Source organism: Micromonospora sp. R311 (genome assembly GCF_056780015.1).
Genome location: NZ_JBSWCE010000074.1, coordinates 1 through 11,710, shown reverse-complemented (window position 1 = coordinate 11,710; position 11,710 = coordinate 1). Strand labels below are relative to the sequence as shown.

The 11,710-nt window shown below is 73.2% G+C and carries 6 protein-coding genes and 2 pseudogenes; 4 read left to right on the top strand and 4 right to left on the bottom strand.

The genetic code is table 11. The annotated features are described in order from the left end of the window. Positions 1 to 181 precede the first annotated feature (181 nt). The 4 genes and pseudogenes from AC1WTP_RS33600 to AC1WTP_RS33585 form a co-directional block, all read right to left on the bottom strand. Positions 182 to 2,761, bottom strand: a complete 2,580-nt coding sequence (locus AC1WTP_RS33600) for a DNA topoisomerase (ATP-hydrolyzing) (protein ID WP_481653254.1) — start codon at positions 2,759 to 2,761, stop codon at positions 182 to 184. 147 nt (positions 2,762 to 2,908) lie between these two features. Next, positions 2,909 to 3,538: pseudogene (locus AC1WTP_RS33595) on the bottom strand (LAGLIDADG family homing endonuclease); the annotation flags it as partial. Between the two features lie 171 nt (positions 3,539 to 3,709). After that, a pseudogene (locus AC1WTP_RS33590) lies at positions 3,710 to 3,970 on the bottom strand (DNA gyrase subunit A); the annotation flags it as partial. A 32-nt stretch (positions 3,971 to 4,002) separates the two neighbouring features. After that, on the bottom strand, positions 4,003 to 6,060 hold the full coding sequence (locus tag AC1WTP_RS33585) for a DNA gyrase/topoisomerase IV subunit B (RefSeq protein ID WP_481653253.1): 2,058 nt from the start codon (positions 6,058 to 6,060) through the stop codon (positions 4,003 to 4,005). A gap of 379 nt (positions 6,061 to 6,439) precedes the next feature. On the opposite strand from AC1WTP_RS33585, the gene AC1WTP_RS33580 reads away from it, so the two are divergent. The 4 genes from AC1WTP_RS33580 to AC1WTP_RS33565 all read left to right on the top strand — a co-directional run bounded on the left by AC1WTP_RS33580 (position 6,440) and on the right by AC1WTP_RS33565 (position 11,568). Continuing rightward, positions 6,440 to 7,099, top strand: coding sequence for a class I SAM-dependent methyltransferase (locus tag AC1WTP_RS33580; protein ID WP_481653252.1), 660 nt, complete (start codon positions 6,440 to 6,442; stop codon positions 7,097 to 7,099). Positions 7,100 to 7,263: 164 nt separating this feature from the next. Next, positions 7,264 to 8,523: an SGNH/GDSL hydrolase family protein gene (locus tag AC1WTP_RS33575; protein ID WP_481653251.1), complete on the top strand. Its 1,260-nt coding sequence runs from the start codon at positions 7,264 to 7,266 to the stop codon at positions 8,521 to 8,523. 394 nt (positions 8,524 to 8,917) lie between these two features. Then, a complete protein-coding gene (locus tag AC1WTP_RS33570; RefSeq protein WP_481653250.1) occupies positions 8,918 to 10,570 on the top strand; it encodes a carbamoyltransferase family protein in 1,653 nt (550 codons plus the stop codon). Then, positions 10,567 to 11,568, top strand: coding sequence for a glycosyltransferase family 2 protein (locus AC1WTP_RS33565; protein WP_481653249.1), 1,002 nt, complete (start codon positions 10,567 to 10,569; stop codon positions 11,566 to 11,568). The genes AC1WTP_RS33570 and AC1WTP_RS33565 overlap by 4 nt, the downstream gene beginning before the upstream one ends. Positions 11,569 to 11,710 lie beyond the last annotated feature (142 nt).

Below are 11,710 nucleotides of genomic sequence, written 5' to 3'. Positions count from 1 at the left end.
CCACCCACCCCCCCCCACCCGCCCCCCCCGGCCCACCCGGCCCACCCGGCCCCCCCGTTGATCATGAGGTTAGCGGGGCGAGATGTCCGGTTCGGTGCCGTCAACCTCATGATCAACGGAGGTGACGGGGGCGGGAGGGGGCGGGAGGGGGCGGGGGCGGCCGGCCCCTCCCGTGCGGGGGTCAGTCGCGTTCGACCTGGTGGCCGATGACGGTGGGGCCGAGCATGACGGCGAAGCCGGAGCCGTCGCGGCGCGGGTCGGCCGCCGGCAGCTCCACCGGCTCGCCGTTGGCGGTCGCGCCCACCGGACGCGGCCCGACCCAGGCGACCACCACGTCGGTCTCGCCCTTGAGGAACCGCTGGGCGCGCACCCCGCCGGTCGCCCGCCCCTTCGCCGGGTACGCCTTGAACGGGGTCACCTTCACCGTCGCCCCGGTGGAGGTGACCACCATCGGCTCACCGTGCGCCGGGTCGTCGGTGCGGACCGCGCCGAAGAACACCACCCGCGCGCCGGACGGCAGGTTGATGCCCGCCATCCCGCCGCCCTTGAGGCCCTGCGGGCGCACCGACCCGGCGGCGAAGCGCAGCAGCGACGCCTCCGAGGTGATGAAGGTGAGCGCCTCTGCCCCGTCGGTGAGCCAGGTGGCACCGACCACCTCGTCGCCCTCGCGCAGCCCGATCACCTCGAACTCGTCCGAGCGGACCGGCCAGTCCGGCGCGCAGACCTTCACCACGCCCTGCCGGGTGCCGAGCGCCAGCCCCGGCGACCCCTCGGTGGTCGGGCCGAGCGGGGCCAGGCCGACCACCGTCTCACCGGCCTCCAGCGGCACCAGCTCGGCGGCCGACATCCCGCCGCGCAGCGACACCGTGCCGGCCTGCTCGGGCAGCACCGGCAGCGGCAGCACGTCGATCTTGAACGCCCGGCCGGCGCTGGTCACCAACAGCACCCGGCCCCGGGCGGTGGAGTGCACGACGGCGCGTACCGCGTCGTGCTTGACCCGGCCGTGCCGCCGCCGCCCCTCGGCGGCCTCCTCCGACTCGGCCGCGGTCCGGGCGACCAGCCCGGTCGCGGAGAGGATCACCTGGCACGGGTCGTCGGCCACCTCCAGCGGACCGGCCGGCGCGGACGCGGCCAGCACCTCCTTGAGGTCGCCGTCGACCAGGGTGGTGCGCCGTGCCGCGCCGAACTGCTTCACCACCGCGGCCAGCTCGTCGGAGACGACCTTCTTGAGCACCCTGTCGTCGTCGAGGATCTTCGACAGTTCGGTGATCTCGCCGCGGAGCTTCTCCTGCTCGGCCTCCAGCTCGATCCGGTCGTACTTGGTGAGCCGGCGCAGCGGAGTGTCCAGGATGTAGGTGGCCTGGATCTCGGAGAGGTCGAACTTCCGCATCAGGCCGTCCTTGGCCGCCTGCGCGTCCTCGCTGCCCCGGATCAGCTTGACCACCTTGTCGATGTCGAGCAGGGCGATCAGCAGGCCGTCGACCAGGTGCAGCCGCTCCTCGCGCTTGCGGCGGCGGTAGGCGCTGCGCCGGGTCACCACGTCGTAGCGGTGCGCCAGGAAGACCTCCAGCAGCGCCTTCAGCCCGAGGGTCTGCGGCTGCCCGTCGACCAGCACCAGGTTGTTGACGCCGAAGGACTGCTCCAGCGGGGTGAGCCGGTAGAGGTCGGCGAGCAGGGCCTGCGGGTTGACGCCGACCTTGCACTCGATGACCAGCCGGGTCCCGCTCTCCCGGTCGGTGAGGTCCTTGACGTCGGCGATGCCGGTGAGTCGCTTGGTCTTGGTGACCTCGTTGGTGATCGCCGCGATGACCTTCTCGGCGCCCACGCCGTACGGCAGCTCGACCACCGTGATCGCCTGCCGACCGCGGCTGCCCTCCAGCGGGCCGATCTCCACCTTGCCGCGCATCCGCACCACGCCGCGCCCGGTCTCGTACGCCCGGCGGACCTCGTCGAGGCCGAGCAGCAGGCCGCCGGTGGGCAGGTCGGGGCCCGGGACGAACTCCATCAGCCGGTCCAGCGTGGCGTCCGGGTGGTTGATCAGCCAGCGGGCGGCCTGGACCACCTCGCCGAGGTTGTGCGGGATCATGTTGGTCGCCATCCCGACCGCGATCCCGGACGCGCCGTTGACCAGCAGGTTGGGGAAGGCGGCCGGCAGCACGGTGGGCTGGGTCAGCGAGCCGTCGTAGTTCGGCTCGACGTCGACGGTGTCCTCGCCCAGCTCGCCGACCAGCAGCATCGCCTCCCTGGACATCCGGGCCTCGGTGTAGCGCGCCGCAGCCGGTCCGTCGTCCTGGGAACCAAAGTTGCCGTGACCGTCGATGAGCGGAATGTTCAACGAGAAGTCCTGGGCCAGCCGGACCATCGCGTCGTAGATGGCGGTGTCGCCGTGCGGGTGGTACTTGCCCATGCAGTTGTGGACCACGAAGCCCTCAGCCGCGAAGGCGTGCTCGTCGGAGCCGACCTGGATGTCGTAGGTGGTAGCGGAAGCCACGGGTTCGACGGCGACGACCCGGAGGAACGAACGCCCGGACAGCGCCTCGAGTCGGCCCGCAAGGGGCGAACCGATGCGCCGAAGTTTGCGGACCCAACCGTCCCGCTCCGCGCGCCAGAGGGGAAACGACCGCTCCGACAGAGGTACGCCGTTGCGGTCCTTGCCGTACCGCACCTTGCTCCCGGCACCCGACAAAGCTGCCCGGAAGGCGTTCCCGTCCTCGTCGCGGAACCATCCGCCGCCCTGATGGGCGTTGGTGAACGCCTGCATGACCGGCCGGCACGGCAGGCGATCGTTGCCCTGCTTGCCACCGTATCGGTAGCCCAGCTCGATCACCCGCCGAAGGCCGTCGCTCTTGTAGCCGATTCGTACCCACGGCAGCAGCATCTCGGCGACGACAGCCGCATCCCGTCCGGTGAGAGACAGGCCGAGGAGCGGGCGGTGGCCGGCTCGCCTGCTGTTCCAGTGGTGACCGTGCACCCCCAGGTCGGCGAGCATGGAGTAGATCTGGCGCACCAGCACCTCGCTGGTGCTCACGAACACGAGTTCCCGGAACCGCTTGCGGATGTAACCATCGCCGTCGAAGAACCCGGCGAGGAACGGCGCCCAAGCGGAGCGGTTTGCGATGACGTCGTCGGGCACGCGCTTGTCGTGACTGAGTGGCGTGCCGGCCTCGAGCAGGCCCTGGTGCCTGGCGAACGTGAGGATGTGCTGGTCGCGATGACGCGGATCGCTTGCCTCGCGCTTGCCGCGGGAGGCGTTCAACCCGTTCGCGATGGCCCACCCGTGGGCGACGTCGAGCGGCTCGACGTCGCACATGTGCAGCCGAACGCGGCCGTCCGCGTCCCGAGACCGGTCGACGGCGAAGCCTTCAGCCACCACGAGCCCACGGACATAGTCGTACGGATCACCGTCGGTTGCGGGTGCCGCCCCGCGGCGCGCGCCGTAGGCGACAGTGAGATGTCCGGTCAGGTTCCGGGCTTCCACCCACCGGACATTCAGGTCCTCATCGACCACACGGAACCGCTGTCCGGGAGTCACGAGCATGGTGTGGCCGTTGCTCCAGGTGACTCTGACCAGGTCCGAATCCGGGTTCCGGTAGACCGCGGTCACCGGGACGGCAGCCCCGTCGCCGTCCAGCACGAAGTCGCCGACGTCGACATCCTCGATGGGCCGCAGGCCCCCGGGCGTCGAGACCAGGGTCCCGGCGACGAAGCAGTCGCCGACGATCCGGGCCGACTTCACGTGGCTTCGGTCGGGGCGGTGCCCCTGCTCGTACATCGACCAGAGGATGCGCCGGTGCACCGGCTTGAGGCCGTCGCGGGCGTCCGGCAGGGCGCGCGAGTGGATCACCGAGAAGGCGTACTCCAGGTAGGAGTCGGAAACCTCGGCGACCAGCGAGTTGTCGATGACCCGAGCGCCGGCCTGGTCGAAGGCGGACAGGTCCACCTTGGCGCGGTCTTCTTTGCGGCGTGCCATGAGTCAGCTTTCCCCTCGAACAAACCCGGTGCTCATGCGTCGATCGCCTCCCGGTCGACCAGGTCGGCCGAGTCGATCAGCCAGTTGCGGCGTGGCTCGACCTTCTCCCCCATCAGCAGTTCGAGGATCCGCTCGGCGGCGTCGACGTCGTCGAGGGTGATCCGGCGGACCGCCCGGGTGGCCGGGTTCATCGTGGTCTCCCACAACTCGTCGGCGTCCATCTCGCCCAGACCCTTGAACCGCGGGATCGGGGTGACGATCTGCTTGCCGGCCTTCTCCAGCTTGCGGACCGTCGCCGCCATCTCGGCCTGGGTGTAGGTGTAGACGGTCTGCGGATTGCGCCCCTTGGTGGTGATCTTGTGCAGGGGCGGCATCGCGGCGTAGAGCCGGCCGGCCTCGATCAGCGGCCGCATGTAGCGGGCGAAGAGCGTGATCAGCAGCGTCCGGATGTGCGCGCCGTCCACGTCGGCGTCCGCCATGATCAGCACCCGGCCGTACCGCAGCGCCGACAGGTCGAAGGTGCGGCCGGAGCCGGCACCGAGCACCTGCACGATGGCCGCGCACTCGGCATTGTCCAGCACCTGCTGGAGGTTGGCCTTCTGCACGTTGAGGATCTTGCCGCGGATGGGCAGCAGCGCCTGGTATTCGGCGGAGCGGGCGAGCCGGCCCGTGCCCAGCGCGCTGTCACCCTCCACGATGAACAACTCGCTGCGCTCGATGCCCGCCGCGCGGCAGTCGACCAGCTTGGCCGGCATCGACGCGCCCTCCAGCGCGGTCTTGCGCCGGGCCGCGTCCTTCTGCTGTTTCTGGGTCAGCCGCACCCGGGCCGCGTCGACGATCTTCTGGAGCACGGTGCGCGCCTCGGCCTTGGTGCGCCGGTCCTCCAGCCACGCCTTGACGTGCTGCTCCACCAGGGACTGGATCACCTTGGTGATGCCGGCGGTGGAGAGCTCGTCCTTGGTCTGCGAGGTGAACTGCGGCTCGGGGATCCGCACGTGCACCACGGCCGTCATCCCCTCCAGGACGTCGTCCAGGGTGGGCGGGTCCTCCTTGGCCTTGAGCAGGCCGCGGGCGTTGCGGACGGCGTCGGCGAGGGTACGCGCCAGGGCCCGCTCGAAGCCCTTGCGGTGGGTGCCGCCGTGCGCGTTGCGGATGGTGTTGGTGAAGCACTCGACGGTGCGCTCGTAGCCGGTGCCCCAGCGGAACGCCACTTCGATCTCGGCCCGCCGCTGCACGTTGGCCTGCATCACGCCGTTGGCGTCGGCGGCGTTCTCCCGGTAGCTGCCCTCGCCGGTGACCAGCAGGGTGCCGGAGACCGGCCGGTCGCCCGTCGGGGCGAGGAACTCGACCATGTCGGTCAGCCCGTTGGGGTAGTGGAAGCGCTCCTCGGTCGGCTCCGCGCCGGTGCGGTCGCGCAGCAGGTAGCTCACCCCGGGCACCAGGAAGGCGGTGTTGCGCAGCTTCGTCCGCACGGCCTCGGCGTCCAGCGCCGCGCCGGTCTCGAAGTAGCGCGCGTCGTGCCAGTAGCGGATCGAGGTGCCGGTGCGCTGGCCGCGCTTCATCGCACCGACGACCTGGAGCCCGGGGCCGGCGGTGAACGGGGCGTCCGGCCCGTCGCCGTCGAAGATCCCCGGCACGCCGTGCCGGAACGACATCGCGTGGATCTTGCCGCCGCGGCGGACCGTCACGTCGAACCGGCGGGACAGCGCGTTGACCGCGGAGGCGCCCACGCCGTGCAGGCCGCCGGAGGTCTTGTAGCCGGAGTTGCCGAACTTGCCGCCGGCGTGCAGCCGGGTGAGCACCAGCTCGACACCGGAGAGGCCGGACCGGGCGTGCACGTCGGTCGGGATGCCCCGGCCGTCGTCGTCGACCTGCACCGAGCCGTCGGCGTGCAGCGTCACCTCGACCTTGGTGGCGTGACCGGCGACACCCTCGTCGGTGGAATTGTCGAGGATCTCGTTGACGAGGTGACCCACGCCACGGCTGTCGGTGGAGCCGATGTACATGCCGGGCCGCTTGCGAACGGCGTCCAGCCCCTCGAGGTGCGTGAGGTCGTCGGCCCCGTACAGGGTCTCAGGCTCTGCGGTCAACTGGTCGTACTCCCAGGTCTCGGCGGTGTGGTGCCGCTCACCGGCGGACGCCGCCCCCCGGCGGCACGCCGCAGCGAGCCTAGCCCGCTGCTCCGACAACCCCGTGGCACCCCGCGCGACCGGCGGGGCGGGGCGCGTTCCGGGCCGGGATCACCCGGAGCAGCCACCGGGTGAGCGGCGCGGCGGGCGGCACTCCCTGCGGTGCAACGCCACCCGCCCCGGGCGGATTCCGCCCCCGTCGGCCGCTGGCGGCGACGGCCCTGGGACGCTCCGGCGCGGGACGGTCGGGACAGCTCGCGCGGAACGGTCGGAATGGCATCGCGCCGGTACGCTGACCGACGGTCGCGCCCGGCCGGGCGCCGACGGGAACGGGGACGGCGTGGGCGAGGACGACGCGACCGGACGGCTGTCGGCGGAGTCGCTCGCCGCGGGCGATCCGACCGGCTGGTTCGAGCGGCTCTACACCGAGGCGGCGCGGGGCGAGGCGGTGGTGCCGTGGGACCGCGACGCGCCGCACGGGTTGCTCGTCGAGTGGACCGCGGCGCGTGGGACAGCCGGGGCCGGCCGCCGGGCGGTCGTGGTGGGCTGCGGCTACGGCCGGGACGCCGAGCATGTCGCCCGGCTCGGCTTCGCCACGGTGGCCTTCGACATCTCCCCCACCGCCGTCCGGGCCGCCCGGGACCGGCACCCCGGCTCGCCGGTCGACTACCGCACCGCCGACCTGCTCGACCCGCCCACCGACTGGCGGCGCAGCTTCGACCTGGTCGTGGAGAGCATGAACGTGCAGGCGTTGCCGCCGCAGGTGCGCTCCGCCGGGTTCGGCGCGGTCGGCGAACTGGTGGCGCCGGGCGGCACGCTGCTGGTGATCGCCGCCGGCCGGGGTGACGACCAGGCGGCGCCGGGCGCGCCGCCGTGGCCGCTGACCCGCGCCGAGATCGACGCCTTCGCCGGGGACGGCCTCGCGCCGGTCCGGGTCGAGGACCTCCGCGACCCGGCGGGCGTACGCCGCTGGCGCGCCGAGTTCCACCGCCCCGCCTGACGCCGGGGGGGTCCACCGCAAGCTCCGCCGGCACGGTGCCGCGGCGGGCTGCGCGCTCCTCATTGGAACGATCTCGTTACGACCCATTGACGTCCGTCACACAAGGGTGATCTGATCGCGCTCTCGGAGAATCTTTCATATTTCTCTGGAGAGATTGGGGAGCCATGAGCAGGTTCCGTCGTACCCTCGTCGCGGCCGCGCTGGCCGCCGCGACGGCGGCGCTGTCCACCGCCGTGGGGCTGCCCGCGCCCGCCTCGGCGGCCCTGCCCACCGCGGCGGTGGCGCTCGGCGACAGCTTCGTCAGCGGCGAGGGCGCCGGCGCGTACGCCCCGGTGGTGGACGTCAACGGCGTCGCGCAAAGCTTCCCCGGCTGGACCGCGCCGAACAGCAACGCGTTCTTCTGCCACCGCTCGGCGAACGCCTCGCTGCACCGGGCCGCCCTGCCGGGCATCCAGGACCGGTTCAACCTGGCCTGCTCCGGGGGCCAGCCGCACGACATCGCCACCGCGTCGGCGGCCCGGGCGAACGGCCGGCAGGTGGCCGCGCAGCTCGACCAGCTCCGCGCGGTCGGGCGCACCCACGACATCGACCTGGTGCTGCTCGGGCTCGGTTCCAACAACAGCTCGTTCACCTTCGGCAACGTGGCCGAGAAGTGCGCCAACCGGTTCATCGCCGACGCCTGGACGGGCTGGTGGGAGTTCTGGGCGTACCTGGGCGGGCCGGTGGAGCAGGAGCCGTGCAGCGACGCCGACCTGGCCACCGCCGCGCAGTTCAGCGCCGCGACCGCGGAGACCACCGCGGCCGTACGGCAGCTGCTCAGCACCCTGCGCGAGATCGACGCGGACGGGCAGCACCGGATCGTCTTCCAGGACTACACCAACCCGCTGCCGTTCGACCTGGAGCCGACGTTCCACTCCGAGGACAGCCGGGACGACACCCGGGACAAGTTCCGCGCCCTCGGCGCCGAGCGGTACGCGGCCGGCTGCCCGATCCACCGGGCCAGCCTGCTGCCCGGCCACCGCTTCTCGCAGGGCCTCGGCACGCTGGTGCGGTCCACCCGGGACACCCTGGCCACCGAGTTCCCCGGCGCCGACCTGGTCTACCTCAACGTGCAGCGGGCCTTCGACGGCGCCCGGCTCTGCGAGTCGGCGGGCAGCCCGACCGGCGCGCTGGCCACCCCGATCCGGCTCCAGGACTCCCCGCCGAACGGGGTCTTCGTGACCAGCCTGGAGGGCAAGGACAAGATCGCCATCCAGCGGATCGCCAACACCTGCGTGTCGTACTTCCAGACCTGCCAGGAGTCGTGGCACCCGAACGCGGCCGGGCACCAGGTGCTCGGGCAGTGCCTGAGCGGCGCCGCCGCCACCAGCGCCCGCGCGGTGACCTGCGTCCGGTCCGGCACCGGAACGATCACCGTCTCCTGACCGTCCGTCCCCGCCGCGGCCGGCGGGCCGCCGCGACGAGGCCCCGCCGGTCGGCGGGGCCTCGTCCGCGCCCGGCGGGCACCGCCGACCTGGAACCCGGCCACCCACTCGTCGCGGCGCACCAGGGTGACCTGGGTGGCGCCGGGCAGCGCCGTGACGACGGGACACGGGGCCGGCGCCGCGACGACGGGCGCCCCGCACCGGGCCTGCGCCGGCTCGACGGGCGCCCCACCCACGGTGCACGCCATGGCGACGGGCAGCCCGGTCTGAACCGGGCGGTGCCGGGCGGACCGCCCGCCCCGGCACCGAATCTCCACAGGCGACCGACCAGCGCGTCAGGAGAAGTCGATGATCTAGAGGTTAGGCGGAGAAGCCGAGGGTAGGGACCTTGGTCATGCGGGTCCTTGGCATCAACGCGATCTTCCACGATCCGGCGGCCGCCCTGGTGGTCGACGGAACGGTGGTGGCTGCCGCCGAAGAGGAGCGGTTCAGCCGCCGCAAGCACGGCAAGCGTCCGGTCGCCTTCTCGGCCTGGGAGCTGCCAGAGCTCTCCGCCGCCTGGTGCCTGGCCAGCGCGGGCCTGGACGTCAACGACCTCGACGCCGTCGCCTACTCCTTCGACCCCGGGCTGTGCCGGCCCGCCGAGACGCTGGGGCTGGCCGACCCGTGGGACTGGCTGCGGGTCGAGTACGCCCAGCGGGCACCGCAGTTCCTGGCCGCCGCGCTGCCCGGCCTCGACCCCGGCAAGGTCCGGTTCGTCCCGCACCACGTGGCGCACGCCGCCTCCGCCGGGCTGGCCGCCCCACCGGCCGGCGACGACACCGCGGTGCTCGTCCTGGACGGGCGCGGCGAGGTGGCCAGCCACCTGGCCGGCGTCTACTCCGACGGCCTGCTGCGCTCGCTGTACGCCCAGCAGCTGCCGCACTCCCTCGGCCTGCTCTACGAGGACCTCACCCGGCATCTGGGCTTCCTGCACTCCAGCGACGAGTACAAGGTGATGGCGCTGGCCTCGTACGGCGAGCCGAAACACCTCGGCCTGCTGCGCGAGCTGGTGCGGGTCACCCCGGAGGGCGGCTTCCGGATCGAGCAGATCGACTGGGGCAGCCTGGCCAAGGCGCGCCCCGCCGACGGGGAGATGACCGGCGACCACGCCGACCTCGCCGCCAGCGTGCAGTCCCGGATGGAGGAGGTGATCCTCGACCTGGCCCGCTGGCTGCACGACGCCTCCGGCGGCGCGTCCACCCTGGCCCTGGCCGGCGGGGTGGCACTGAACTGCGTGGCGAACGCCCGGATCGCCGCCGAGGGTCCGTACCGGCAGGTCTGGGTGCAGCCGGCGGCCGGTGACGCGGGCACGGCGCTGGGCGCGGCCCTGCACGTCGCCCGCGACCTCGGTGACCGGGCCACCCCGATGGCCGGCGCCGACCTCGGCCGGGGCTGGTCGGACGACGAGTTGGAGGCGGAGCTGCGGCGTGCCGCGCTGCCGTACACCCGGCCGGAGTCGATCGCCGCCGAGGCGGCCCGGGTGCTGGCCGGCAACGGCATCGTCGCCTGGTTCCAGGGACGCAGCGAGTACGGCCCGCGCGCCCTCGGGCACCGGTCCCTGCTGGCCCACCCCGGGGATCCGGCCACCACCGCCCGGCTCAACGACGTCAAGGGGCGCGAGCAGTTCCGCCCGGTCGCCCCGATGGTGCGCGCCGAGCGGGCCGCCGAGATCTTCGAGGGCGTCCTTCCCAGCCCGTACATGCTCTTCGTGCACCGGGTGAAGCCGGAGTGGCGCGACCGCATCCCGGCGGTCACCCACGTGGACGGCACCGCCCGGGTGCAGACCGTGCACGCCGACACCGAGCCGCTGGTCGCCGACCTGCTCGCCGGGTTCGAGCGGCTGACCGGCCTGCCGGTGGTGGTGAACACCTCGCTGAACACCGCCGGCCGGCCGATGGTGGACACGCCGCGCGAGGCGATGGAGCTGTTCGGCTCCGCGCCGGTGGAGCTGCTGGCGCTCGGCCCCTTCGCGGTGCGCCGCGACGCCCTGGGCGGTGACCGGTGATCAGCATCGTGGTGCCCACGCTCGGCCGGCCCAGCCTGGCCGTGCTGCTCGACGCGCTCGCCGGCCAGGTCGGCGAGCTGCCCGACCCGGAGATCCTGCTGGTCGACGACCGCCGCGAGAACACCGGCCAGCTGGCGGTGCCGGAGGCGCTGGCCGCGTACACCAAGGTGCTGACCGGGCCCGGCGCGGGGCCGGCGGCGGCCCGCAACATCGGCTGGCGCGTCGCCCGCTCCCCCTGGATCGTCTTCCTCGACGACGACGTGGTGCCCGCCGCCGACTGGTGCCGGCGGCTGGTCGACGACCTGGCCGTCGGTGACCTGGTCGGCGGGGTGCAGGGCGTGGTCCGGGTGCCGCTGCCGGCGCACCGCCGGCCGACTGACTGGGAACGGGTCACCGCCGGCCTCGCCGAGGGGGCCTGGATCACCGCCGACATGGCCTACCGCCGGGACGCGCTGGCCGCCGTCGACGGCTTCGACGAGCGGTTCCCGCGCGCCTACCGGGAGGACGCCGAGCTGGCCCACCGGGTACGCCGCGCCGGCTGGGAGCTGGTCCGCGGCGAACGATCGGTGACCCATCCGGTACGCCCCGAGAACCGTTGGGTGAGCCTGCGGACCCAGCGGGGCAACGCCGACGACGCGCTGCTGCGCCGGCGTTACGGTCCGTACTGGCGTACCGACCTGCGGCTGCCGCCCGGGCGGCGGCCCCGGCACGCCGCGGTCGCCGCGGCCGGCGCGGTCGCCCTGGTCGCGGCCGGATTCCGCGCCCGGGCCGGCGGGCCGCCCCGGACGGCGCTCGGCGCGCTCGCCGCGGCCGGCGCTCTCGGCTGGCTGGCCGGCACCGCCGAGTTCGCCCGGGCCCGGATCGTGCCCGGCCCGCGTTCCCCGGACGAGATCGCCACCATGCTGGTGACCAGCGCGCTGATCCCGCCACTGGCGGTGACCCACTGGCTACGCGGCTGGTGGGACAGCCGCGCCGAGCGGGCCGGAACGGGACGTTGATGTTTACTTCTCCCGCCCGAGGCAACTGGTCCGACATGGACGTCCCGATCAGTGCAGCTCACCGGCTGTTCGATGCGGTGTTGCTGGATCGGGACGGCACGTTGGTGGAGGACGTGCCGTTCAACGGTGATCCGGAGAAGGT

What these genes read in the sequence shown, in the direction of transcription:
- AC1WTP_RS33575 (WP_481653251.1), top strand. Translation starts at nt 7,264, where the DNA reads ATGAGCAGGTTCCGTCGTACCCTCGTCGCGGCCGCGCTGGCCGCCGCG.
- AC1WTP_RS33600 (WP_481653254.1), bottom strand. Translation starts at nt 2,761, where the DNA reads ATGCAGGCGTTCACCAACGCCCATCAGGGCGGCGGATGGTTCCGCGAC.
- AC1WTP_RS33570 (WP_481653250.1), top strand. Translation starts at nt 8,918, where the DNA reads ATGCGGGTCCTTGGCATCAACGCGATCTTCCACGATCCGGCGGCCGCC.